22 protein-coding genes and 2 tRNA genes are annotated in these 24,690 nt (G+C 60.1%); 12 read left to right on the top strand and 12 right to left on the bottom strand.

Going from position 1 to position 24,690, the window contains the following annotated elements; translation table 11 throughout:
* Positions 1 to 19: 19 nt before the first annotated feature.
* From HYPGJ_RS08565 to HYPGJ_RS08550, 4 genes are all read right to left on the bottom strand, one after another.
* On the bottom strand, positions 20 to 1,552 hold the full coding sequence (locus HYPGJ_RS08565) for a GTP-binding protein (protein ID WP_046846865.1): 1,533 nt from the start codon (positions 1,550 to 1,552) through the stop codon (positions 20 to 22).
* Complete coding sequence (gene cysD, locus HYPGJ_RS08560; RefSeq protein ID WP_046846864.1) at positions 1,552 to 2,457, bottom strand: sulfate adenylyltransferase subunit CysD; 906 nt, start codon at positions 2,455 to 2,457, stop codon at positions 1,552 to 1,554. The genes HYPGJ_RS08565 and cysD overlap by 1 nt, the downstream gene beginning before the upstream one ends.
* The gene (locus HYPGJ_RS08555) at positions 2,454 to 3,263 is read right to left on the bottom strand and encodes a phosphoadenylyl-sulfate reductase (protein WP_052750848.1); all 810 of its coding nucleotides are present in this window, start codon (positions 3,261 to 3,263) and stop codon (positions 2,454 to 2,456) included. Before HYPGJ_RS08555 ends, cysD begins: the two co-directional genes overlap by 4 nt.
* Before the next feature lie 164 nt (positions 3,264 to 3,427).
* Positions 3,428 to 4,654, bottom strand: coding sequence for a TIGR03862 family flavoprotein (locus tag HYPGJ_RS08550; protein WP_046846863.1), 1,227 nt, complete (start codon positions 4,652 to 4,654; stop codon positions 3,428 to 3,430).
* 193 nt (positions 4,655 to 4,847) lie between these two features.
* Here HYPGJ_RS08550 and HYPGJ_RS08545 point away from each other — a divergent pair, with 193 nt between their 5' ends.
* The 3 genes from HYPGJ_RS08545 (at position 4,848) to HYPGJ_RS08535 (ending at position 6,532) form a co-directional block, all read left to right on the top strand.
* Positions 4,848 to 5,132: a hypothetical protein gene (locus HYPGJ_RS08545; RefSeq protein WP_046846862.1), complete on the top strand. Its 285-nt coding sequence runs from the start codon at positions 4,848 to 4,850 to the stop codon at positions 5,130 to 5,132.
* A 261-nt stretch (positions 5,133 to 5,393) separates the two neighbouring features.
* On the top strand, positions 5,394 to 5,993 hold the full coding sequence (locus HYPGJ_RS08540; RefSeq protein ID WP_046846861.1) for a cold-shock protein: 600 nt from the start codon (positions 5,394 to 5,396) through the stop codon (positions 5,991 to 5,993).
* A gap of 11 nt (positions 5,994 to 6,004) precedes the next feature.
* On the top strand, positions 6,005 to 6,532 hold the full coding sequence (locus tag HYPGJ_RS08535; RefSeq protein WP_046846860.1) for a DUF192 domain-containing protein: 528 nt from the start codon (positions 6,005 to 6,007) through the stop codon (positions 6,530 to 6,532).
* A gap of 36 nt (positions 6,533 to 6,568) precedes the next feature.
* Here the strand turns inward: HYPGJ_RS08535 and HYPGJ_RS08530 are convergent, their stop codons facing one another.
* On the bottom strand, positions 6,569 to 7,639 hold the full coding sequence (locus tag HYPGJ_RS08530) for a hypothetical protein (protein ID WP_244466057.1): 1,071 nt from the start codon (positions 7,637 to 7,639) through the stop codon (positions 6,569 to 6,571).
* Between the two features lie 299 nt (positions 7,640 to 7,938).
* Between HYPGJ_RS08530 and HYPGJ_RS08525 the strand changes: the two genes are divergently transcribed.
* Positions 7,939 to 8,015 (top strand) — tRNA-Pro (locus HYPGJ_RS08525).
* Between the two features lie 50 nt (positions 8,016 to 8,065).
* Here HYPGJ_RS08525 and HYPGJ_RS08520 read toward each other — a convergent pair.
* Positions 8,066 to 8,422: a cytochrome c gene (locus HYPGJ_RS08520; RefSeq protein WP_046846859.1), complete on the bottom strand. Its 357-nt coding sequence runs from the start codon at positions 8,420 to 8,422 to the stop codon at positions 8,066 to 8,068.
* A 95-nt stretch (positions 8,423 to 8,517) separates the two neighbouring features.
* On the opposite strand from HYPGJ_RS08520, the gene HYPGJ_RS08515 reads away from it, so the two are divergent.
* From HYPGJ_RS08515 to HYPGJ_RS08505, 3 genes are all read left to right on the top strand, one after another.
* Complete coding sequence (locus HYPGJ_RS08515; protein WP_052750847.1) at positions 8,518 to 8,922, top strand: cytochrome c; 405 nt, start codon at positions 8,518 to 8,520, stop codon at positions 8,920 to 8,922.
* 261 nt (positions 8,923 to 9,183) lie between these two features.
* On the top strand, positions 9,184 to 10,197 hold the full coding sequence (locus tag HYPGJ_RS08510) for a polysaccharide pyruvyl transferase family protein (protein ID WP_046846858.1): 1,014 nt from the start codon (positions 9,184 to 9,186) through the stop codon (positions 10,195 to 10,197).
* Positions 10,198 to 10,511: 314 nt separating this feature from the next.
* On the top strand, positions 10,512 to 11,513 hold the full coding sequence (locus HYPGJ_RS08505) for a hypothetical protein (protein ID WP_244466056.1): 1,002 nt from the start codon (positions 10,512 to 10,514) through the stop codon (positions 11,511 to 11,513).
* A 686-nt stretch (positions 11,514 to 12,199) separates the two neighbouring features.
* Here the strand turns inward: HYPGJ_RS08505 and HYPGJ_RS08495 are convergent.
* Positions 12,200 to 13,231 (bottom strand): hypothetical protein, encoded by a 1,032-nt coding sequence (locus HYPGJ_RS08495; RefSeq protein ID WP_046846856.1) that lies wholly within the window; start codon positions 13,229 to 13,231, stop codon positions 12,200 to 12,202.
* A 271-nt stretch (positions 13,232 to 13,502) separates the two neighbouring features.
* Positions 13,503 to 13,579, bottom strand: a tRNA-Arg gene (locus HYPGJ_RS08490).
* Between the two features lie 228 nt (positions 13,580 to 13,807).
* On the opposite strand from HYPGJ_RS08490, the gene HYPGJ_RS08485 reads away from it, so the two are divergent.
* Positions 13,808 to 15,448: an OFA family MFS transporter gene (locus HYPGJ_RS08485; protein WP_046846855.1), complete on the top strand. Its 1,641-nt coding sequence runs from the start codon at positions 13,808 to 13,810 to the stop codon at positions 15,446 to 15,448.
* Between the two features lie 98 nt (positions 15,449 to 15,546).
* On the opposite strand, the gene HYPGJ_RS08480 is transcribed toward HYPGJ_RS08485, so the two are convergent.
* On the bottom strand, positions 15,547 to 15,852 hold the full coding sequence (locus tag HYPGJ_RS08480) for an ETC complex I subunit (protein ID WP_046846854.1): 306 nt from the start codon (positions 15,850 to 15,852) through the stop codon (positions 15,547 to 15,549).
* Positions 15,853 to 16,135: 283 nt separating this feature from the next.
* Here HYPGJ_RS08480 and HYPGJ_RS08475 point away from each other — a divergent pair, with 283 nt between their 5' ends.
* Both HYPGJ_RS08475 and HYPGJ_RS08470 read left to right on the top strand, forming a co-directional pair.
* Positions 16,136 to 16,732, top strand: a complete 597-nt coding sequence (locus tag HYPGJ_RS08475; protein ID WP_046846853.1) for a uracil-DNA glycosylase family protein — start codon at positions 16,136 to 16,138, stop codon at positions 16,730 to 16,732.
* A gap of 28 nt (positions 16,733 to 16,760) precedes the next feature.
* Positions 16,761 to 17,135 carry a DUF488 domain-containing protein gene (locus HYPGJ_RS08470; RefSeq protein ID WP_046846852.1) on the top strand — a complete coding sequence of 125 codons (375 nt, stop codon included), beginning with the start codon at positions 16,761 to 16,763 and terminating at the stop codon, positions 17,133 to 17,135.
* Here the strand turns inward: HYPGJ_RS08470 and eutC are convergent.
* The 3 genes from eutC to eat are packed head-to-tail and all read right to left on the bottom strand — an operon-like array spanning position 17,118 to position 20,805.
* Positions 17,118 to 17,960 carry an ethanolamine ammonia-lyase subunit EutC gene (eutC, locus tag HYPGJ_RS08465; RefSeq protein ID WP_083984076.1) on the bottom strand — a complete coding sequence of 281 codons (843 nt, stop codon included), beginning with the start codon at positions 17,958 to 17,960 and terminating at the stop codon, positions 17,118 to 17,120. The two genes, HYPGJ_RS08470 and eutC, sit on opposite strands and share 18 nt — an antisense overlap.
* A gap of 14 nt (positions 17,961 to 17,974) precedes the next feature.
* Positions 17,975 to 19,363 carry an ethanolamine ammonia-lyase subunit EutB gene (locus HYPGJ_RS08460; protein WP_046846851.1) on the bottom strand — a complete coding sequence of 463 codons (1,389 nt, stop codon included), beginning with the start codon at positions 19,361 to 19,363 and terminating at the stop codon, positions 17,975 to 17,977.
* Between the two features lie 32 nt (positions 19,364 to 19,395).
* Positions 19,396 to 20,805, bottom strand: coding sequence for an ethanolamine permease (gene eat, locus HYPGJ_RS08455; protein ID WP_046846850.1), 1,410 nt, complete (start codon positions 20,803 to 20,805; stop codon positions 19,396 to 19,398).
* 300 nt (positions 20,806 to 21,105) lie between these two features.
* On the opposite strand from eat, the gene HYPGJ_RS08450 reads away from it, so the two are divergent.
* On the top strand, positions 21,106 to 22,086 hold the full coding sequence (locus HYPGJ_RS08450; protein ID WP_244466055.1) for a helix-turn-helix domain-containing protein: 981 nt from the start codon (positions 21,106 to 21,108) through the stop codon (positions 22,084 to 22,086).
* A gap of 196 nt (positions 22,087 to 22,282) precedes the next feature.
* Complete coding sequence (locus tag HYPGJ_RS08445) at positions 22,283 to 24,544, top strand: bifunctional diguanylate cyclase/phosphodiesterase (protein WP_046846848.1); 2,262 nt, start codon at positions 22,283 to 22,285, stop codon at positions 24,542 to 24,544.
* Positions 24,545 to 24,690: the final 146 nt, after the last annotated feature.

Below are 24,690 nucleotides of genomic sequence, written 5' to 3'. Positions count from 1 at the left end.
GATGCGCTACGAGTGAAGATCAGAGTCCCGGATCGAGGCCGTCGTCCAGCGGCGGAGGCGGCTCGATGGCGACTGAAACGCCAGCCGAACGCAGAATGATCGCGACCTCGTTTGCGCGGCGCATGAACTCTTCACGATCCTTCGAACTCATCGAGAGATCGCGGTTCAAGCCGTTGGCGAGCATATCGCGCTTTAGAACGAAGTGACCTTCGGAGGGAGTTTCGGCCTTGGCATCGACGGACGTCGCGATGCCGCCGGCGACCGTTGCGCCCGATACGGAATCGACCAGCAGAAGCTGGCCGGTTTCCGGCGTTTCCGAAAAAACATCGATCGCCGCGCCACGGCCGAGCGAGATTTTGGCGATGGCGATATCGTTCGCCGAGCACGCGCGCGCTGGGCGCGATGCCATCGTTTCGAGATCGAGCAGGGCTTTGATCTCGATGTTGGAAACCGGAATCAAGTCGGTCGCCGTGCGAACGAGATAACCGGCTGTCGGACTGAACGCGTCTTCCGAAAGCCAGACGAACCGCGCTTCGAGCGTTTGCGCCGCGACGGGGCGCATCTCCGGCGCGGAAAGCACGGCGCCGCGCGAGACGTCGATATCGACATCGAGCTGCAGCGAAACCGCTTCGCCAGCGGACGCGCTTTGCAGATCGCGATCGAACGTCGCGATGCGGACGACCTTACCGCTGGCGTTGCTGAGTGCGTCGGTGACGGTATCGCCAACTCTCACCGTGCCGGAGGCGACCGTGCCTGCGAGGCCGCGGAAATCCTGACCGTCGCGAAGCACCATCTGTACGGGAAAGCGGAAGACGGAGCCCGCCTCGTTGACCCGGCTCGGCACTTTCTCGAGATGCTGAATGAGCGTCGGCCCCGAATACCAGCTCATGTTGGTGGAGGGCGCCGAAACGTTGTCGCCGAAAACGGCCGAGAGAGGGATCGCGGTCGAATCCCAGAAATTGAACTTCCAGCACAGCGTGCGGAAATCGTCTTCGATCTTGCGGAACACGTCTTCCGACCAGCCGACGAGATCCATCTTGTTGACGGCGAGAATGACGTGTTTGACGCCGACGAGGTCGAGGATCGCCGTATGACGTTTGGTCTGCTTCTTGACGCCCGACCGCGCGTCAACGAGCACAATCGCAACGTCCGCGTGGGACGCGCCCGACGCCATGTTGCGCGTGTACTGCTCGTGGCCTGGCGAGTCGATGATGACGAAGCGGCGCGTATCGGTATCGAAATACTTCCAGGCGATATCGATGGTAATGCCTTGCTCGCGTTCGGCCACCAGACCGTCGAGCAACATCGAGAAGTCGGGAAGATCGGTACCGGCGGCCTTGCGTCCCGAGCGGCGGACGTTCTCGCGCTGATCTTCATAAAGATCGGAGGCATCCCAGAGCAGGCGCCCGATCAGCGTCGACTTGCCGTCGTCAACGGAACCGCAGGTCAGAAGATGCGTGATGCCGCCGAGCTCGCGAACGAGGTTCGGCACGTCTTGCGCACGCGCAGGCGTCTGCAGGCCAGGATTGGTTTTGAGAGCGTGGATGGACATCAGAAATAGCCTTCCTGCTTTTTCTTTTCCATTGCGCCGGCCTGATCGTGGTCGATCAAGCGGCCCTGGCGTTCGGAGGTTTGCGCGTTGATGGTCTCGGCGACGACGGCTTCGATCGTATCGGCGTCGGACTCAACGGCGGCCGTCAGCGGATAACAGCCGAGCGTGCGGAAGCGGATCCTGCGCGTTTCGACTTTCTCGCCGGGGCGCGGCTGCAGGCGGTCATCGTCCTGCATCAATATCTGCCCGTTGCGGACGATGGTCCGGCGTTCGGCTGCGAAATAGAGCGGCACGACATCGAGCTTCTCGCGCAGGATGTAGCGCCAGACGTCTTTTTCCGTCCAATTCGACATCGGAAACACGCGAACCGTTTCGCCTGTGCCGAGGCGGCCATTCAGCAGATTCCACATCTCCGGACGCTGGCGGCGCGGGTCCCAGCGATGGCCGCTCGCACGGAACGAGAAGACGCGTTCCTTCGCGCGGCTCGCTTCCTCGTCGCGGCGGGCGCCGCCGAATGCTGCGTCGAACCCGTATTTGTCGAGCGCCTGCTTCAGCGCCTGCGTTTTCAGAACGTCGGTATGAATGGACGGCGCATGATCGATCGGATTGATGCCGCGCTTGATGCCGTCCTCATTGGTGTGGACGATGAGATCGAGACCGAGCTCCTTCGCCTGCTGGTCGCGAAATTTAATCATGTCGCGGAACTTCCACGTCGTGTCGACGTGCAGCAGCGGAAACGGCAGCTTCTGCGGATGGAACGCCTTGCGCGCGAGATGCAGCAGAACGGTCGAGTCCTTGCCGATCGAATACATCAGCACGGGCTTGCGGAACTGGGCCGCAGCCTCGCGGAAAATATGGATGCTCTCCGCTTCGAGGAGATCGAGATGGGAGGGTGAGGCCGTCATGCGGCGTGGTCCTTTTCTTCAAATCCCGGATCTTCACGCTGCGTGTGAAGTCCGCATTCTTTCTTGTCTTCGCTTTCCCACCACCAGCGACCGGCACGAATATCCTCGCCCGGCTTGATGGCGCGCGTGCAGGGCTGGCAGCCGATGGACGGGAAGCCTTTCGCGTGCAGCGCGTTGACGGGAATCTTGTTCGTCGCGACGTAATCCTCGAGCGTCGCGAGCGACCAGTCGGCGATCGGATTGAGCTTGATGAGTTTCTGCGCCGGATCATAGGTCGCGAAGTGCACGTGTGCGCGGCCTTGCGATTGCTCGCGTCGAAGTCCCGTGACCCAGGCTGCCGCGCCGTTCAGTGCGCGGTTGAGCGGACGCACCTTACGCACCTCGCAGCACGCCTTGCGTGCATCGATCGAGTATCGGAAGCCGTAGATGCCGTCGTTGGCAACCAGGTCTTCGACTTCCGCTGCGTCGGGATACATGACGCGAATGCGCAGGCCGTATTTGCCTTCGGTATCGAACAGCGTGTCGAGCGTTTCCGGGAAGTGGCGTCCGGTATCGAGGGTGAAAATGTCGATGTCGGCACCGGTCTCGGCGATGGCGTGGGTGATCGCCTGATCTTCGATGCCGAGGCTGGTCGAGAACGCGATCGTGCCGTCGATGGCGGCGCGAATGGCTTTGATCCGCTCGCCGAGCGTCGGCAGGTCACCCAAGGCCCGATCGAGGTCGGCAGCCGTCGCCTGCTGCGTCGCGGCATGAGCGTCGCTCGCCCCTCCGCTAGCGGGGGACGGGGTTGCTTCGAACAAAGTCATATAGAGCCTCCGGTTGAACCCACCATATGGGAATATTTTTCCCATGAGAAGCCATATAACTCAGCGTGAATAGGATATTATTTCTGCGATCGGCGCTTATTGTCGTTTTCCATTTTGCCAACGCCGGAGCATGGGCGTGTTCGGAGAGGCGATTTGAGGATGGGTTAATCCTGCGCGAGCAGCCAATCGAGCAAACTATTTGCGGCGACGGCTGATGTTGCGAACGTCGCCTGCAGCAAATAGCCGCCCGTTGGCGCTTCCCAGTCCAGCATCTCTCCTGCGAGGAAAACGCCCGGCCGCGTCGAGAGCATCAGTCCGCCGGTCAGAGATTGCCATGCAACTCCGCCCGCCGTTGAGATCGCGCGCTCGATCTGGGCGAGACCCGTCGTCTGGATTGGAACGGCCTTGATCCGCGTCGCGAGCGCGTCCGCCCCGTCCGGCAATCCGGCCTCGCGCAGCAGACCAGCGGCGGCGGCGTCGAGATGGACGGCCTTGCGGAGGAAATTCGTCATGGTGTCCTTGCCGCGCGGCCGAGCGAGGCGCGCGACGAGGTCGGCATGCGTCATGTCCGGCTTGAGGTCGACGAGCACCGTTGCTGTCTGATCTCTGCCGAGGGCTGCACGTATATAGGGGCCGAGGGCATAGACGGCTCCGCCTTCGAGACCGTCGCGCGTGACGATCGCCTCGCCGCGCCGGGTCGTGCCGTCGATCGTCAGCGCGATGCGCTTCAGGGCAGAGCCTTCGAAGCGCGTGCGGAAGATCTCAGACCACGGAACAAGGACACCGCAGTTGGCGGGCGCGAGCGGCGTCACGTCAATTCCGGCCTGTTTGAAGGGTTCGACCCACGATCCGTCGGAGCCGAGTTTCGGCCAACTCGCGCCGCCGAGTGCAAGCAAAACTGCGTCGGCGTCGATTTCGATCTGCGATTTGTCTGCGAGTTCGAATTGCAGACCGCGCGACAGCGTGAAGCCCGTCCAGCGATGCCGGGTCTTGATCGTCACGCCGAGGTCAGCGAGACGGCGGAGCCACGCGCGAAGCAAGGGTGACGCCTTCATCGCGCGGGGAAAGACTCTGCCGCTGCTGCCGACGAACGTCTCTGCGCCGAGGCCGTTCGCCCATGCGATCAGCTTTTCGGGAGGGAAGCGTTCCACGGCCGCGCGCACATTACTCGCATCGTCGCCATAGCGGTCGAGGAAGGCGGCGATGTCCTCGCTGTGCGTGAGGTTCAAGCCGCCGCGCCCGGCGAGCAGGAATTTTCGCGCTGGCGACGCCATCCGTTCGTACACGGTGACGTGGTGTCCGCGCGCGGCGATGATCTCGGCTGCGAAAAGTCCGGCTGGCCCGGCGCCGACGATGGCGACCTGCCGGGATGTTTTAGGCGCGACCGTCATAATGGGCCCATGCCGAAAGCATCCGCGCTGTGATCATCGTCCAGAGCGTTGCTCGTTACGTTCGTGAGTCGCCACGATTTCGTTATGCATCTCGCGCGAACCAACACTGAAACCCTCCGAACCAGGCAGACAAAGCGGACACCGTGTGTGAAGCGTCGCACGGATGTTGCGTCTGGGATTGCGAATTTAGACGGTGCCGTCGAGGTTTGCCATCGAGCGCCACGCCGTGAGCGGCAGCATTGCCACACTCGACTTCGAATCGCGCATTGCGTGTCCGGATGATGTCAGTGTCATTTTTTGCCGCCTGTGCAAGACCTTTGGAAAAATCGGCCGGCGCATCGCGAGCAAGCGTTCAAAAGCATCGCTATTCGTGCGTAAAAATCGAATCAGTGAAAACACACTTCGTGCGCACTTGACGAATGTGGTGGTGTGGATGGCTTTGCAGCGCAAACATGCGCTCGTGCGAAACTGGGGATGAATCGGAATTCGATTTTCTCGCTGTCCGATCATATGCTTAAGGTACGCAATCGAATGTGGATTGAATCAGGGGAAACAAGCGTCAAGAGGCGGGCTAAAAAAATGCCGCTGGCCCTGCGCAGAGCCGGTGTTATGTTTCGTCCCGCTTCGCGATGATGCGGTGGCGTTCGATTCTGAAGAGGGCTCTTCCAGAACCGATCGCCGAAGCTTCGGACGCGAGCTGTCATAATCGTTTGACGCACAGTATGCGGGGTATCAAGTGATGGGGGATACAAAGCGTCCCGGTCTTCTGGATGATCTACAACCGGTTTCGGCCGGACCGGAAGTGATGGACGACGCGGCGATCGAGGTTTTCGAGGTCGCTGGAATGATAAAATGGTTCGACGCTTCCAAGGGATACGGTTTCATCGTCCCGGACAACGGACTGCCGGATATTCTTCTGCACGTGACGTGTCTGCGCGCAGGCGGTTTCCAGACCGCTTATGAAGGCGCTCGCGTTCATTGCGAAGTTCTGCGCCGTTCAAAGGGAATGCAGGCTTTCCGCATTCTCAGCATGGATGAAAGCACGGCCATTCACCCCTCTCAGCTTCCGCAGCGCACGCACGTCATCGTGCAGCCTGAAAGCGATTGGGAACGGGCTTACGTGAAGTGGTTCAACCGCGTCCGGGGCTTCGGCTTCTTGACACGCGGCGAGGGCACGCCTGATATCTTCTGCCATATGGAGACGTTGCGGCGCTTCGGCTTCACCGAGCTTCGTCCCGGTCAGATCGTTCAGGTCCGCTGGGGCTACGGTTCGAAGGGCTGCATGGCTGCAGAGCTTCGCCCGGATGGCGTGTCGACAGGACTGCCGTCGCGGAACTAAACGCGGGATTCATGACGATCGTGTCAGCGAGTTTTACGAAAAGGGCCGCCATCTGCGTGGCCCTTTTCGCTTTTGCAGGAGCGAGCCTTCCTGCACTCCGGGAAGCGGGGCTTCTTGAGTTCGTCGCGCCGGCCTACGCCAAGATGCGCCGGGACAAGCTGACGATCGAGCCGGCTGCGGGCGGGCAAGGCCACGCCTTCGATATTGAGGTCGCCTCCAGCGAGCAGGAGAAGCGTCTCGGTCTGATGTACCGCACGAGCATCGGCGAGAGCGAAGGTATGCTCTTCCCGTATGGCGTTGAGCGCGAAATCTCGATGTGGATGCACAACACCTACATCTCGCTCGACATGGTGTTTATCCGCGCGAATGGCACCATCGCGCGCATCGAGGAGCGTGCCGAGCCGCTTTCGGACCGGGTCATCTCGTCGAGGGTTGCGGTGGCGGCTGTGCTGGAGTTGCAGGCCGGGACTGCCGCGCGACTTGGCATCAAGCCCGGCGACAAGGTCATCTATCCGCTATTCAAGGGCGCAAAGCGATAGCCGTCGGTTTGCGGATGTCAGGGTGTTTCGGTCGCGTCAGTTGAACAGCGACGTCAGCGAACGCTGGATTGAATCCAAGCTCACGCCGAAGCCCGAGTCATCAGGACGTGCTACCCGGCGCTTCGCAGTCTTCTTGCGCTGGGTGACTTTTGCCGGCGCACCTGCCGCCGTCGCGTCGTTGACGGCCGCGGGCTGGCTCAGGTCCGCACGCGGTACGGGCGTAAGTTCCGGCTTATCGTCGGCGATGACGCTGCCACCTTCGAAGCGCAATCGGGATTGCTCGCTCGCGGCGGTGCTGACCTTCGTCACAGTCACGACTGGCTGAGGCTCCGCGGCGACGCCGGCCTTCGGATCTTGTACGCCCTGGATTGCCTCGCGACCTGCCGGGCGAGTGCTGCTCGTCAAGATCGGGCTCACGGCGGGCGCAGGGGGCGTTATCCCAGCGGCGGCGGTGGGCACGAGCATTTCCGGTTGTGCCCAAGGGTGATCCAGCATCGATCGCTCGTCGCCCGGAACTGTAGAGACAGAGCCTGCCGGTGAAGGGATGGGCGCGTCGGTTGCAATCGCGACTTTCGTTTGCAGGGGGCTTCGATCGTAGGCCGCGGCCGCATTTGTATTGCTCGCATCGGCGACGCGCGTCGGGAGAGTCGAGCATGTTACGTCCGCATTCGACGAGACGAGCGCCAAAAGCGCTTCATCGGGATCGTCGACGGACATGTGAGCATTCGCGACGCTCAGGAATGCGCTCATGCCCGTCTGGGAGGCGGCGCTCCAGCGTCCCGAAACTGGGCCGTCATAACAGTGCGCCTTCGCCAGAGCGATCTGCAAGTCGCGTGCGAGCTCGGCGCGCGGCGGCGCTGCCGGTCGTGGCGTTTCCTGCGCCGAAGCGTCGGGGATGATATAAATCGGAGATGTGATCGAAGATGCCCGAACGACAGGGGGCATCGGCATGGCTTCGGCTGCGGCCGGTGGGATAGCGTCGTCCGCGTCTACGGCGAGATAATAAACGTAAAACGCACTGAGGGCGATTGCGCTGAGCACGATGCCTCGTGCCTTGGCGGCATACGCATTCGGCAATACGGAACGCACGAAATTCACGATACGCACTCGCGAGCAACGCCAACGGGAACAGGACAATACGGTACCGCCAGACGGGGCGGCCGAGCTTCACCAACTCGCTACTATTTCAGGGGGGCTTTGGCAAAGGCAACTGTCGCCACGGATGCCAATCCGTCGGACGGGCGTGGCACGGGATCGACACTTCCGGCCGGCGCGGCCGCCTGCGACCGCTTGAGACTGCTTGCGCCCCGGGCCGAGCGTCGATCACCTTCCGGGGCGCGGCTATTCGTTCTGCAAATGTCCATTTGTTCGCGCGGGCGAACATGCTACTAAGCCCCGTCTTTTGTCGGGGCGTAGCTCAGCCTGGTAGAGCATCTGCTTTGGGAGCAGAGGGTCGCGTGTTCGAATCATGTCGCCCCGACCAAGTCTTTCGCTCAATTGAGCGCGTGCTTCAGGCGCTCTGGCGGTCAACCCTCACTTGCCGGTGACCTGAGCCTTGAGATCATTCAAATAGCCGACGATCGCGCTGACTTCTTCCGATGAGAACGTGAATTCCGGCATATCCGCGTGGCCGGAGACAATGCCCTCGGCGAGGGACTCTTCGAGGTTCTCGGGCGGGTAGCGCATGACAATCTCGCGGAACGGCGGCGCTTCCTTATGCGTACTATCGCCCGTCATGCCGATTGCGTGGCAGCGGGCGCAGTTCTTTTCGAGGATCGCCGCGCCATCGATTTGCGGCGTGTCCGGCGCAGCAACGGCCGTGCCGCCGCCGAGCCAGAACAACAGGCTCGCGAGCAGCGCTACCCGATCGGCGCGAAGATTGAATCCCATGTCATCTCCCTCGAAAGCGTTTGCGCTCGATCAATTGCAGCATATCGCGCGCACCCTAGAAGCGTTTTGATCTTGAACAGCGGCGGGAGGAAAATATGGCGGGCGCATTTCCAATTGCAACGCGAACGGTTGCTTGCCTGTTTGCTGCCGCATCGGTATTCGCAGCACAAATGCCAGCAGCTGTCGCGCAAGTGGAACCGCAAGGTCCGGTCATCCGTGATGAGCCGGGAAGACTCGAGTCCACAAAGCCCGATATCGAGAACGGCGCGCGGCTGGCGAAAACGCTGTGCACGACTTGCCACTTGATTGGGCAAGCATCGGATCGTCCCGTCCAGGCTGACGTGCCGAGCTTTTCAGGCATCGCCAACCGCCCGAACCAGACGCTCGATCATCTGACGACATGGCTGACCGAGCCGCACCCGCCGATGCCCAATCTCAGTCTCACGCGATTGGAGATTCGCGATCTGGCCGGCTACATCTTCTCGCTTCGCAAAGAGTAGAGCAGTTTTTCAGAAACAGATTTTTTGTGTGCTTCGTCGAGGGCTCGCGTACTCAAGTACTTAAGTGCGCAAGTACTCAAATAACGGTGCGGCCTCTGTAATCTGGCAATTCGTTGTTGGCGATTGCGTCGTCGCGGTTGGCAAGGTGCACACCGTCACGTAGAACGGGCACGGATGCTTCATCGCCGCCGTCGGGTTTTGCCAGATATGCTTACAGAAAGAACATCTTTTGTGGGCGGCCGGCGTCCCAAGATTTTAGTGATGGGCGACACGCGTGCGGGTGGTCACCATGGCAGCACGCTGGTCATGGAAGCCATCGCTCGCGAGTTGGCCATTCGGGGCGTCGATGCCGCCGTTGTCGGTCCGGTTCGCTCCGAATTCGACGTTGCGCGTCTGCGTACAATCGACGGGGTCGTCATCAACGGTGAAGGCGCGCTGCACGTTCGGAGTCCAAAGGCGCTTTTGATATCCCAATTCGCCCGGCGCGCACGAGACCTCGGCATTCCCTGTTTTCTCGTGAATACCGTCATGGACGAATGCGACGAGGACGTCATTCAAGGCTTTCCCGCTTTGACCGGCGTGTTCTGCCGGGAGCCGAGAAGTCTCGAGAGGGCGAAGTCATACGGCGCGACGGCGAAGCTTTGTCCCGATGTCACGCTCGCGATCGAAACGCCAAAAGACATCAAGTGGCACGCAGGCGAGAAAGTCATCGTCACGGACTCCACGCTCGGCTCGGTCAATAAGCTGCTTCATGCATTCGCGCGTCGCACGCACGCCGCGTTTCTGCCGATGAGAACACGTCCGCAGGTGCCGATCTTTTCGAGCAAAAAAGCTTTTATGCGGATCGTGAAATACGAGGTGCGGCACAAAATTGGAAATGTGCTGCCTGGAAATTTCACGGCGGATCGTTTCGGATGCGCCGTCGGCTCCGCGGACGCATTTCTTCGCGCCATTGCAGGCGGCACGAAATTCATCGTCTCCGGACGATTCCACGGCGCGTGTCTCGCCATGAGACTAGGTGTCCCTTTTCTGGCGGTGCGATCGATCACGCACAAAGTGGAAAGCTTGCTGGATGACGCGCAGCTCTCGCACAAGCTCATCGACTTGGAAACTTTGAAGTCGACGACACGCCTCGATAGTCTGTTCGCCGCCGCAACCTGGAGCGACACGGACCAGGCCCGCTGCCGAAACTACGTCGCGAACGCCCAGAAAGCCGTTGCCGAGTGCTTCGATGACGTGGTCGCGCAGATCGCGGTTGAACGCGCGCGCGCGTAACGTGTCCCGGCAGCTACAATTCTAAGACGATTCAGCCGCCGGTCGCGCCGGGTTTGAAGGTGGCTGCGCGTTCCACTGCGGCGCACCGATTGCTGGAGGTGCGCCAGACCTGAACTGCCATTTATGAATATCCGTCAGTACGGCGCTTGAGCATTGGCGCAAGAAGCCCGATTGTCCTGACGCTCTTCTGCCATTTGTGCAGCCGTAATTGGAATTGACGGGAAAAGGCAATTGCAATGTGGAAGGTTGAGCAGAACGGGAACTAGATCAAGCTGTCGGACCGGAGCCGGACGATAAGCTACCAAGTCGAAGGGTTGGAACTGCCGCAGCTTGCCGATTACAGTTTCGCGGTTTGGCATACGCTGCCGACCGCGATGCTGACGGGGCGCGATATCGAGATCGATGGCCCGGTCGATCCTGTCGTCATCGCTAATGGAGAAAAGCTCGCCCGCGTCTGGTCCATGTGGAGTCCGGGTGTATTGCAGCCCGTCAAAATCCACGCATCGAAGGTCGTAGCGCCGCAGCGCGGCAAGCGGAGTGTGCTCGCGTTTTATTCGGGCGGCGTCGATTCAACTTTTCATTTGATGGCGTCGCCAAAAGAAGATCTTCCGTCGCGCGCTTTGACGATTCACGGAATGGACTACAAGCCGGACAATGACCGCAATTTTCTTGCGCTCGTCAAAAAGACCGAGCCGCTTCTGAAGCATTTCGGAATCGAGCGTGTGACGATCAAGAGCGACGTCGCGCAATACGGCAAAGCAACCCTCTTGCATGGCTTCACGCTCGCAGGCTGCGCGAGCTTGCTCTCTGATGTTTTCGGAACGGCACAGATCGCGGCCGACTACACCTGGGAGCAAGACATGATGTCGTGGCCGTGGGGGACGAACCACGTCACGAACAGATATTTCGCGGGTTCCGACTGGTCTCTCAAAACCGTTACGAGCGACTTTTCGAGAACGGAAAAGATCGAGGCCATCGCTGCAAACAAGATGGCGTGCGATTCGATTTCATTTTGCACCGATAGCAAATCGCGGCCCGTCAATTGCGGGCGTTGCCAGAAATGCGTTCGAACGAAGCTGATGTTTCTGATCGCGACAGATCAGATCCCGCCGATCTTCACCGACAATTCCTATCAGCCGTCGATGCTCGGCAGGATTGAACTCGAGAAGCGCAAGGAGCGGGCATTCTTCGCGGACATTTATATGCAGGCGGTCACGCGCGATCGCGAGCGGTACGTTCCAGGCCTTGGCGCAAAGCTGCGGCGAGTCGATGTTTCGCCGCGCCACCGCATCAAGCGGTTCCTCGGGCTGGGGTAGCAAAACCTCATCGGACACTCGAAGCAGCGCGCCGCTGGCGATCCCGGCAGGATTCGAACCTGCGACCCTCTGCTTGGAAGACTAGGCTATCTTGAACAAAATCAATTATGTTTTCGCAATTTTGGATCGCTATTCTGTGCGTTCTAACGTGTTCAAATCACTAATTACCCGCTTGCCTATGTGAAACAATTTTTTGGGATGCATTGCAAATGCATTTCGCTTCAATGGCGCCCGCGCAGGTATTTTCAGCTTCTTCGTTCTCATGGAGATAGAGATGGTGACAATCGAGTCTGATACATCCGATCAGTATGATCGAGCGAGCGCCGATTTCCTGGCGCACTTTATGCAATTTGCTACCGAACAGTTTGGACTTCGGTGCGAAGAGCACGAGCCCGGTTGTGCGTGCTGCGATGTCTGGAAACTGTATGATGCTACCGTTAAGGCAGTGGATTTTAGCGGTTCAGAAATCGGCTGATCATGGCCAAGCCTTTTCAAGGAAAGATCGAATCCTAAAATCTGTTGGCGTGCTCACGTTTGACCCGAAAAACGATGACTATGAAGATCGGGTATCCGAATATAGCGACAACGCCCAAAGCGGTCCCTACCGCCCAGAGAAATCCCGCAATTAGCGAGTCAATCGTCGAGCGTTAAACTTTTTGAACTCGTCTGACGCTCGGTGTTGAGAATCAAGACGTCAGATCGAGCCCTAGCGAGTGATCCCGAAGCAAAGCACCGCACTTGGTTTGATCAATCATCAGTTCGGGTGCGGATTTATGATTAGGTCCTTTATTATAGAGATAACCTCTGATGCGGTTTTTGATCTCGATCACGTCGTGCCCCGAACGCTCAAATGCAGTTCCGTAAATTCGAGTGGCTCGCGTCGGTTTCTCTGGCGATAGAAGCTTCATATTCTGTTGCAAATAATAAAATCCGAGAAAGGCGATTGTGTCGGCCTCTTCGATTGCCTTCCTGATACGCGTGACCACAGTATGATCCTGTTCCTGCTGGGTAAAGGTCCGGATGTTGTTCGCGAGATAGAAGATGTCGTGATTGCGGAAGTCTGAGCCAAAGAATATTGCGTTTGCGCCGTAAAGAGGGGCTACGAGCCCATAAGGCCGCAAAATCGACAGTCCAGCCACCCGTGCACGTGCTTCCGCGAGCGGTATCCTATATAGTTCGCTAAGGTGGAATGCCAGGAACTGTTCAATGCATCGATCGTAGTTGAAGCAAACAACTGTGACGTTGCAAAAGACTTCGTCCAACTTGGACTTGTTCGTGTCTGCGCAAATTAGATCGGCAAAAGCAGCGTACCAAGTTGCGCGGACTCCCACACTATCAATGCTTTTACGCTTGCTCTCATCGGCATAGAGAGCGGAATTTCGCTCTGCTTTCAGGATAGTTTGAATGACTGCCGCTTTGCCGAGGATGGCAACGCGCTCGTCATCTGAATGCTTGTCGATAAACTGATCTATAGAAGGGGCGCGCAGAATCCCCGGGGACATTGTTTGAGCGGTCTTCGCAAAACTTTTAAAATCCTGTTGAGTGTGGCGTTCGAGCTGGTAGCGAAAATCTTCGTCCCCTCCAATTGCACTTCCGAAGCGGTCCGCCTCGAAGCGAAGGATTTTTGAAATTTGATCTGCCAGCCCGCGGCCGATCGGTAAGCCTGCTTCTGCGCTTGCCCCGGCTCCAACGACTAATAACGTATTACGTCGCGCCACCCTTCAATCCCCCTGATTGAGCATTCCAGAACCAGAAACGAAACCCCGCCTTGAGGCGGGGCTTCGTCTTATCTGCATCTCGCAATGTGCCGACAAATGCTGCCCCTAATTGAGCAAAAGTAGATGCCCGAGATGCCTACAGTCCATCAATTCAAGGGGTTGAAGAAGACGAAGAAAATGAAAGTGTGAAACTTCGCTCTGTTTCACACTTTTCCATCCGCATACTGAACTTGACAGAAATGTCTGCAATTACAGAAATGTCTGCAATTATTGGCGATCCCGGCAGGATTCGAACCTGCGACCCTCTGCTTAGAAGGCAGATGCTCTATCCAACTGAGCTACGGGATCCCGCTTTGCTGCGGTGCCGCAAGTTCGCCCTATCAGCCGAACCGGCGGCGCGACGCACCGTCAGCGTCGCGAAAAACCGATAATGGCCGCCGCTCCCAAGCGCAAGTCACCGCCGGCATCAATCGTTCAGAACGGCAAGTGCGGCAATGCTGTTGATTGTGTCGCAGATCCCGTGCGACAACACCGGCAAAAAGCCAAAAAGAACAGATTCATCGTGGGGGAGAGAACATGACGGTAATGGCGTCCGATCAGGCACCGGGGCTTTTGGACCGCGGCCGCATTGTTGCGCAGGCGGGCTTCAACCGGTGGCTCGTGCCGCCCGCCGCCCTTGCGATCCACCTCTGCATCGGCATGAGCTATGGGCTCAGCGTCTTCTGGCTGCCGCTGTCGCAGGCGCTCGGCATTTCGAAGCCGGTGGCGTGTCCCGATATGTCGCTGATGCAGGAGCTGTTCACGACGACGTGCGACTGGCGCGTCAGCAGCCTGCTCGTGACCTTCGAACTCGGGATCGTTTTCCTTGGGCTGTCGGCCGCGGCATTCGGAGGGTGGCTCGAGCGGGCTGGCCCGCGCCGGGCGGGCGTGTCCGCGGCGCTCTGCTGGGGCGGCGGCTTCCTGCTCGCCGCGCTCGCCGTCTATATTCATCAGCTCTGGCTGTTCTGGCTTGGCCTCGGTGTGATCGGCGGCATCGGACTTGGGCTCGGCTACATCTCGCCGGTCTCAACGCTGATCAAATGGTTTCCTGACCGCCGCGGCATGGCGACGGGCATGGCGATCATGGGTTTCGGTGGCGGCGCGATGATCGGTTCGCCGCTGGCCATCCTGCTGATGAACCATTTCAAGGACGATCAATCGTCAGGCGTCGCGCAGGCGATGGCCGTGATGGGCTGCATCTATCTGGTGTTCATGCTGTGCGGCGCCTTCGGCTACCGCGTGCCGCCCGACGGCTGGAAGCCCGACGGATGGACGCAATCCAAGGAGCGAACGCACGCGCTCATCACGACCGGCCACGTGCATCTCAACGATGCGCACAAGACGCCGCAATTCTGGCTGATCTGGGTCGCGTTGTGGATGAACGTGTCGGCCGGTATCGGCGTGCTGTCGATGGCGTCGCCGATGCTGCAGGAAATCTTCGGCGGATCGCTGATCGGCCGCCCAGACTTGAAGTTCGGCGACCTCGACGCCTCGCAGCATGCTGTGATCGCCGGCATCGCAGGCGGGTTCGTCAGCCTCTTGTCGCTATTCAATAGCGGCGGTCGTTTCGCCTGGGCCTCGCTGTCCGATATCCTCGGGCGCAAGGTCACCTATTTCTCCTTCTTCATTCTGGGCATGATCCTCTACGTGCTGGCGCCGACGCTGGCGCACATGGGATCGGTGGCGCTGTTCGTCGGTACGCTGTGCGTCATCATCAGCATGTACGGTGGTGGCTTCGCGACGCTTCCGGCGTATCTCGCCGACATCTTCGGCACGCAGTTCGTCGGCGCAATTCACGGCCGCATCCTGACGGCGTGGTCGGCGGCCGGCATTCTAGGGCCGCTGGTCATCGGATACATTCGCGACGCGGAAATCGCGGCCGGCGTGCCGCGCGCCGCCGTCTACGACTATACGCTCTATATCCTGACCGGCTTCCTGCTCATCGGCCTCATCGCCAATGCGCTCGTGCGACCGGTCGATCATAAATACATGATGACCGACGAGCAGCTTGCGGCGCTCAAGACGAAGGCTTCGACGGCGACGTTGCCGGACGGCTCGCATGGCATCGGCTTCGGCGGCTTCAGCCCGGCGGTCCTACTCGCGTGGCTCGCCGTTGGAATACCGTTCCTGTGGGGCGTCTGGAATACGCTGGTGAAAGCGGTGGCGCTGTTCGGGTGATTTCCGAGCGGCGTTGTGGCGCGGCCGATTTTCGGCCGCGCGGGAAGCGCGGATCAAAGCCGCCGATCAACGCGTACGACCGTGCGACGGATGGGTGTTCAGTGCGTCCAGTTCGTGGTGCGGCCGAAGCGGAAGTTGTCGGCGTAGGATTTGCGGATCGGCTTCCGCGGCTTCGGCTCGGCGAGCGAGTAGCTCAGGCCTTCGCGCACGGCGTAGGCGATCGCCTCTTCCTTGGTTTCGAACTCGAGCCGCACCTGCGTTTGCGTATCGCGGGTGCTCGTCCATCCCATGAGCGGGTCGGCCGAACGCGGCGTCGCCGGGGCGAACTCCAAAACCCACTCTTTGGTGCGAGCTTCGCCAGACTGCATCGCGGATCTGGCTGGCTTGAAAATGCGCGCGGTCATCGGCAGTCCTCAGTCGGCTTTCTCGAATGCTGGTCGTGATCGTGATGATATACACGAATGCGCCGCCCCTGCGTCTGCGGCAGATAATTTCATGCGAACGTACTGTCAACGGAGCATTGTCGGGCCATCATAGATCAAGGCGGCTCAGGGTGGAAATTCGCCATCGGAGCACCGGCAGGCTCGAAGTGCCGCGCTGGGTTGCGCAAACTAGTCTCGTCCCGCTTGCGATTTTGGGCGCAAATGGATTGATCGCCTGACGGCGAGCGTTTGAAATCCGGTTTCGATGCAAAAAAATTCCGCATCCCTGGCGAAAGCGTTGCGCGATGTCAGCGCCTGCCGGATCTGCGCGGCGGAGTTGCCTCTCGGTCCGCGCCCGGTCGTGCAGCTCGGAAGCGGCGCGCGGCTGTTGATCGTCGGTCAGGCGCCGGGGCGGAAAGTGCATCTGACGGGTGTGCCTTGGAATGACGCCAGCGGTGACCGGCTCCGCGAGTGGCTGGGGCTCGACTGCGATATGTTTTTCGATGCTGCGAAGATTGCCTTGCTGCCGATGGGGTTCTGCTATCCGGGGGTCGGCAAGTCGGGCGGCGACAATCCGCCGAGGCCGGAATGCGCGCCCCATTGGCACGAACGATTGCTTAGGCATTTGCCCGATGTTCAGCTAACGGTGCTGGTCGGGCAGTATGCGCACCGTCGTTATCTCGGGTTACGCGGCGCGTCTTCGGTCACGGTGACGGTCAGAGATTTTTCAATGTACGCGCCGCAGTTCTTTCCGTTGCCGCATCCCAGCTGGCGCAGCACGATCTGGATGCGCAAGAATCCGTGGTTCGAAGCCGAGGTCATTCCGGAGCTTCGCAATGCCGTGAAATTGGCGCTTAGGTAAGCGTCGAGCCAAAACGCTGGAGGCCGTCATGGTGCAAGTTCAGCTGAAGCGCATTTACGAACCGCCGCAGAAATCTGATGGGTATCGCGTGCTGGTGGATCGGGTTTGGCCGCGCGGGCTCAGCAAGGACGCTGCACAGATCGATCTCTGGATGAAGGACATCGCACCGTCGACCGCGCTACGCAAATGGTTCAACCACGATCCGGCGCGGTGGGTTGGATTTCAAGAAAAGTATCGGGCCGAACTGCGTGAGCTTGGCGATAAGCTGGATGAATTGCGGGCCCGCGCGAAAAAAGAGCCGGTCACGCTGCTCTACGGCGCAAAGGATACCGAGCACAATCAGGCGGTCGTGCTGCGTGATGTGTTGGCGGAAAAGCGATCACGCTCAGCTACCCGGCGATGAATCCGGTTCGATCAGGAAGCTCTTGCTCGACGTTGAAACTGCGCTTTGATGCGCCTCGGCTTCGTCCTTCAGGTGCACGCCGGAGAGGCCGCGCTTGCGCGCTTCGGTCATCAGGTAGAACAATTTGTGGGCGGCGCCCTCATAGTTCAGACCTTCGCGCCGGACGTTGGAGATGCAGTTGCGTGCTTCGTCGGTGAGCCCGACGCGCGGGTTCAAAGTCATATAGATACCCATGCTGTCGGGAGAGCTGAGGCCGGGGCGCTCGCCGATCAGAACAACGACCATCTTGGCGCCGAGTAGCTGTCCGATCTCGTCGCCGACGGCGACGCGGGCTTCGCGGATGATGACGAGTGGCGCGATCCGCCAGCCTTCCTTGACGAGGGGCGGCAGGATGACGTCGAGGAACGGGGCGGCGTTCTCTTCGATCGCGAACGACGACAGGCCGTCGCCGATCACGAAGACGACGTCGTAACCGCTGCCTGCGCGCGCCATGTCGGTCAGCGCGGCGCGTGACTCCTCATCCAGGCGGCGGCCCATGTCAGGGCGCTGCAAATACATCGGACGGTTGGCGGCGGCGCTGTGCATGAGGCATGTGTCGTGGCCGCGCGTCTTCAGCGCCGACTGAAGTGCTGCGGTGTCGAGCTCATGATGGACGGCGTTGCGTGCGCGAGCATGGGCAAGCTGAAATTCCAGATGCGGCTTCGTCGGCAGGCTCGTCCCGGCGCGGCCGAGCGCGATGCGCGCGGGCGTATATTGGCGGAGCTTGTCCCAGGGATTGGTGACGACGACGGGCTTCTTTTCATCCGGCATCTTTTTATCCGACATGGCCGTGCTTGACCTCAGTGGAGATGTGCGAGTGCGCGCTGGAATGGTTTGGGCAGCGTGTCGGCGAGCTTCAGAGCATCGCCGTCCTGGAAAATTCCGACGTTCAAGAGCCAGTCTTCGAATTCCGGTGACGGCTTCAATCCGAGCGCCTTGCGGGCATAGAGCGCATCGTGAAACGACGTCGTCTGATAATTCAGCATGATGTCGTCGGAGCCCGGAATGCCCATGATGAACGTGATGCCGGCGACGCCGAGCAAGGTCAGCAAGGTGTCCATGTCGTTCTGGTCGGCTTCGGCGTGGTTCGTATAGCAGATGTCGCAACCCATCGGCACGCCGAGGAGCTTGCCGCAGAAGTGATCTTCAAGTCCGGCGCGAATGATCTGGCGGCCGTCGTAAAGGTATTCGGGGCCGATGAAGCCAACGACGGTGTTGACGAGCAGCGGCTCGAATTTTCTGGCGACGGCATAAGCGCGGGCTTCGAGCGTTTGCTGATCGACGCCGTGGTGGGCGTTGGCCGAGAGCGCGCTGCCCTGACCCGTCTCGAAATACATGGCGTTGTTGCCGACCGTGCCGCGCTGCAGGCTTTGCGCCGCTTCGTAGCCTTCCTTCAGCATCGCGAGATTGATGCCGAAGCTGCCGTTGGCTGCTTCCGAGCCTGCGATCGACTGGAAGACGAGGTCGACCGGCGCGCCCTTGTTGATGCAGGCGATGCTGGTCGTGACGTGCGTGAGGACGCACGATTGCGTCGGAATGTTATAGCGCTGGATGATCTCGTGCAGCATCTCGATCAGCGTCGTGACTGCGGCGGTGCTGTCGGTCGCGGGATTGATGCCGATGACAGCGTCGCCGTTGCCGTACATCAGCCCATCGACGATGCTCGCCGCGATGCCGGTCGGATCGTCGGTCGGATGATTGGGCTGCAGGCGCGTTGAAAGCCGTCCTTTGAGGCCGATCGTGTTGCGGAACTTGGTCACGACACGGCATTTCTGCGCGATCAAAACCATGTCCTGCACGCGGCAGATTTTCGAGACAGCCGCGACCATTTCCGGGGTCAGGCCGGGTGCGAGCAGGGCGAGGGAACGTTCCGTCGCTTCATCCGAAAGCAGCCAGTCGCGGAAAGCGCCGACGGTCAAATGCGAAACGGGCGCGAACGCCTTGGCATTATGATCGTCGATGATCAGACGTGTGACCTCGTCGATCTCGTAGGGAATGAGATGATCGACGAGGAATTCCTTGAGCGGGACATCGGCGAGCGCCATCTGGGCGGCAACCCGTTCCTCGTCGTCGCCCGCCGCGACACCGGCGAGATAATCGCCGGATCGCGCAGGCGTGGCTTTCGCCATGAGGACCTTGAGGTTCTCGAAGCTGAACCGGTGTCCTCCGATGGAATAGGTGTAGCTCATGTGGCACTCGCCGTTGCTGGAGGTTCGAGAGCTTAGAAAATTTCTTCTTCGCCTGGCGCCGCCGCCACGAGATGATGGCGACTATAAAGTCCGAAGTATGCGATGAATACCGCATAGACGACGGCGGCACCGATCACGACGCGCGGGTCGACGAGGAAGCCGGCGACGACCGCGACGCACGCGAGTACGAGCGCAATGCCGGAGGTCAGGATGCCGCCCGGCGTTCGATACGGACGCTCGAGATCCGGTTCCCGCACGCGCAACGCGATATGCGCCGCCATCATCATCACGTAGGAAATGGTCGCTCCGAAGACGGCGATCAAGATCAGAAGATCGCCCTGGCCGCTGAGCGACAGCAGGAAGCCGATGATGCCCGGAACGATGAGCGCCACGTACGGCGTCTTGCGACTGTTGGTCAGCGACAGCGCTCGCGGCAGATAACCAGCGCGAGACATCGCGAACACCAGACGCGAGTAGCCGAAGATGATCGAGAAGAAGCTCGCGATCAGACCGGCAAGGCCGACGAAGTTGACGAAGCGGCTGACCCATGTCGGGCCTCCGTACACTTTCGCCGACTCGAGCGCTTCGACGAGCGGATTGCCCGAGGATTTCAGAGCGTCAGCGCCGGCGCCGCCGGGTCCGAACAGCAGGATGAGGGCGCAAGACGCGAGCAGAACGAGGATGCCGCCGATCAAGCCGCGCGGCAGATCGCGTTTGGGATCGCTCGTTTCTTCCGCCGCGAGCGGAACGCCCTCGATCGCGAGGAAGAACCAGATGGCGTAGGGAATGGCTGCCCAGATGCCGATGTAACCGAAGGGCAGGAAAGGACTTGCGCCGGCGGCGTCGGTTACCGGAATGTCGAACAGGTTGTCGGCGTTGAAGTGCGGGATCATCGCGACCAGGAAGACGATCAGCGCCACGACGGCGAGCGCCGTGATCGCGAAAATCAGACGAAGGGCTTCGCCCGCGCCATAGAGGTGGATGCCTAAAAACACAGCATAAAAGGCCAGATAGACGACCCAGCCGTCGATGCCGAACAACGAATTGCAATAAGCGCCGATGAAAACGGCGATCGCTGCGGGGGCGATCGCATATTCGATCAGGATGGCGATGCCGCAAAGAAAGCCGCCCCAAGGACCGAAGGCGCGGCGCGCGAAACCGTAGCCGCCGCCGGCTGTTGGAGCGATGGTCGCGAGTTCGGCGAGCGCGAAGCACATGCACGTGTACATCGTCGCCATCAGCAGCGACGCCACGAACAGACCGCCCCAGCCGCCCTGCGCGAGGCCGAAGTTCCAGCCCGCGTAATCGCCTGAAATCACGTAAGCAACGCCGAGGCCGACGAGCAGCAGCCATCCGGCCGCGCCGCGCTTCAGCTGCCTTTTTTCGAAGTATTCATTACCGACTTTGTCGTATTCGACTCCACCCTGTCCCGTCGTCTCCATACCCAATCCTCTTGAATGTTATTATTTTTTCCGAGCGGCGGCGCATCCGGCTAGTTGGACCGAAGGCACGCCTAGTGCTGCAAGTGACGATTACTGCCGGCATCATCATTGGCCCCAAAGGAGCGCGGAACGCGTTGGTTCCGGGTAGCGTGGGACGGTAGGACTGCGCTAATATGCCGTCTATCCATTTTCGGCACACGTGCATGCCGACTTAAGTCCATTGCGCGAACTGCGATCGGAAGCACTTGAGATAGGGTGTTGTGCGGGATGGAATTGCGGTCCGACTCTCCTGAGATTCCGATGAGCGCGCCTGCGGGGGAAACTGCCATTATCCACGCGGCCAGTACGTCCGATATCGATGAGCAAGCGGCTCTTCTGCGTGGCTGGAACCAGACCTACGAACAGATTTCAGCAGGGCGCTTCAACGGATCGTTTCTCGAAACGCAAATAGACTGCGTTCAATTGTTTCGCGAAGTCACAAGCAATTCCTTGCAGCAGACCGGTGCGCTTCCCGAAGGGACGATCGCGGTGGGTGCACCGCTGTCGCTGCATGGCAGCGCCACCTTTTGCGGGCGTTCTTGCAATGGCCAGCAGCTGCACGTGTTCTCGGGCAAGGATCAATTCGATTTCTTCTCGCCGCGGGGATTGGACATCGTCGGATTCGTGCTGGACGAAAGCGATCTGCGCAGCGCCCTGACACATGACGAACTCGAGGACGTCATGCCGTCGCTTGCAACACCGCATCTGCGCTTCGCGGATATTACCGCGCTCAATCGCATGCGCGCCATTTTTCTCGATGTCTGCGAGATCCTGGCGGAGCCTGATGCCTCGGCTCGAGACCGGGCGCGGCTATCGTCGATGTCACGCGATCTGATTGCGGCGATCGTCAGCGGTCTGGCGCACGGCTATGGTGACCGGTTCGACGTCCCGCAGGCGAGGCGGGCGCTGATCGTTCGCGACGCACGCGATCTGATTTCGGAATGGTCACAGGATTTGAAAGGGATCGCCGATCTCTGCCGTGAATTGGGTGTCAGCCGGAGGGCGCTGCAGCAGTCGTTTCAGGACACGCTCGGGGTGAAGCCATCCGTTTATATGCGTGCGGTTCGCATGAACGGTGCGCGCCGCGCGATCAAGACGGAAAACTCGGTCGCAGAGGCGGCAACGCTCTGGGGCTTCTGGCATTTCGGCCGCTTCGCGCGCGATTACAACATGATGTTCGGGGAATTGCCCTCCGAAGCGTTTCGCCGTTACCACGGCGTCGCCGAACAGGCGCATCGGTAAAGCGAATGGCGCGCGACGGCCACTCAATGTGCGGCGCGCAAGAACTCTGATCCATATCAAATCGTAAGGCGATGATTTGGCTTTGCGGCGCAACGGTGCTTCGCAAGCGCGAAATGACGCGTCTGTTCGCCGTCCGTTTAGCTTTTTGACTTAGGCTGTGGAGGTTCCGCAATTGAATTAAGAAGCGTGCATAAGCATGACGAGTTGGAATATCGCTAAATCTCTAATGAGCCCGCGCATTTGGGTGGTCGTTGGATTCGGCGTCGCGCAAGGCGTGCTGCTCTACCTGTTAACGGACGTCTCCATTTGGGTCGCTGCAGCGGCTGCGGTGCTTTCCTCATTAGCGATCACGATCGCGGGGGTCGCGCTTTTCCGGCCGAACCGGCAGCCCCGCGCCGGGCATTCGGAGCCCTACGACGCGACCATCGAAGAATTCTTTTACGTGCTGAAGTGGAACGTCGCCGGCCATCTCGTTGACGCGAACGAGATGTATCTCGAGCGCATCGGCTACACGATCGAAGAGCTGCGCGCGCTACCACGCCATCAGATCGACGACGAAAGTGCCTCGCTGTCCGAGATGTGGCCGCTGGTCCGCTCGGGAAAGTCCTGGAGCGGCGAATTCTGCGATCAGGCCAAGGACGGATCGCTGGTGTGGATGAGCGCGATCGTCGTGCCGGTGCGCGATGCCGAAGGCGTCCTGCAATCGTTGACGACGGTAGGTGTCGACGTCAGCGACAAGCGCCGCGCGCAGCAAGCGCTCAAGGAGGCAAATTCGCGGCTGCAGGCCTTCGTCAAGCATGCGCCAGCGGCGGTTGCGATGTTCGACAACGACATGCGCTACGTCGCCTACACGGATCGCTGGCTCGCGGATTATAATCTTGGAACCACCGATCTCGCCGGGCGCTGTCACTACGACGTGTTTCCTGAAATTCCGGTGCATTGGAAGCGCAAGCATCAGCGCATCCTCGCAGGCGCAATGGAGCGCTGCGAGGAAGAGAAATTCATCAGGGCCGACGGCCGCGAAAATGTCATTCGCTGGGAAGTCCGCCCCTGGTATCTGCCGGACCAGAGCATCGGCGGCATGATGATGATGACGGAGGAGGTTTCGGAGCGGAACAAGATCCGTGATGAGCTGTGGCGGCTCGCGAACCTCGACGTTCTGACGTCGCTGCCGAACCGGCTGTCGTTCAACGAGCTGCTGTTCAACGAAATACAGTTCGCGCAATTGACCAGCGCGTCGTTTGCTGTCGCGCTCCTCGATATCGATCGACTGAAAGAGGTGAACGACACGCTCGGCCATGACGTCGGCGATCAGATGCTGAAGCAATTGGCGGCGCGGATGAAGGAAGCGTTGGATGGGATCGGAAAGATCGCGCGCTTGGGCGGCGATGAGTTTGCCGTCCTGATACGAGGGCAGGACAAGGAAATCGCCGCAGCCTGCGATGTCATTCATGAAGCGTTGGAAAAGCCGCTCGCGATCGGCGGCACGCGCCGAAGCTGCACGATCAGCGTCGGCATCACCAAGTTTCCGCAAGACGCAACGACAGCAGGCGAGCTTCTGAAAAACGCAGATCTTGCGCTCTATCGGGCCAAATCGGATGGGCGCGATCGCGTCGTCCATTTCGTTCCCGACATGCGGCAAGCGCTGCGCAGACGCGTGGAATTGCAACAGGAAGCGCGTCACGGACTCGAATCCGGCCAGTTCGTCCTGCACTTCCAGCCGATCATCGCTGCCGATCCCAAGCGTCCGATATCGTTCGAAGCCCTGCTGCGTTGGAAGCATCCAGTGGAAGGCCTGCTGACGCCAGGACATTTCGAGGAAGTGCTCGACGATCCGAGATTGGCTTCCTCAGTCGGCAGTCACGTCATCGAGATGGCCATACGGCAAGCGGCGGCTTGGATGGCGCAAGGCAAGGAGTTCGGGCGCATCGCGGTCAACGTCCTGTCGGCGGATTTCACGATCGGCTGCCTCGCGACACGCCTACAGGCGACGCTGGCGCGTTATCATGTGCCGGCGAGCAAGCTCTGCATCGAGGTTACCGAGCGGGTCTTCCTCGGTGGCGGCGTCACGAACATCGCGGATGCGATGCACCGTATCAACGCGTTGGGCGTCGAAGTCGCGCTCGACGATTTCGGGACCGGCTATGCGTCGCTGACGCATCTCAAGGCATTCCCGATCGACCGCTTGAAAATCGACCGCTCGTTCGTTCAGGACATGCACGAGAACCACGAAAGTTTGTCGATCGTGAAGGCCATCGTTCAGCTCGGACAGAGCCTCGGGCTGCGCGTCACCGCCGAAGGTGTCGAAAAGTACGAGCAGTTCGTGCTGTTGCAGAGCATGGGTTGCGGCAGCTTCCAAGGCTACTATTTCTCGCCGCCGCGCGGGGCGGAAGATCTTGTCAATTTCGACGCCGGCGATCTGTCCGAACGCCGGCCCGCCACTCGCGCCTTCGGCTGATACCGGTATCGCCAGCCGAGGCCAGCATCGGGCGCGGCTGGCGGTAAAAAAAGTTGGAGTACGTCCGAATTGTCAATTTCTCTGGCTGACCGTTCGGCTACAACTTCCGTTCGGGCCCGGCCGATGGTCGCGCGGGGGCCGGAAGC

This window comes from Hyphomicrobium sp. GJ21 (genome assembly GCF_001006785.1).
GTDB lineage: Bacteria > Pseudomonadota > Alphaproteobacteria > Rhizobiales > Hyphomicrobiaceae > Hyphomicrobium_B.
The sequence above is the reverse complement of the archived record's forward strand: the minus strand, read 5'-3'. Positions and strand labels throughout refer to the sequence as shown.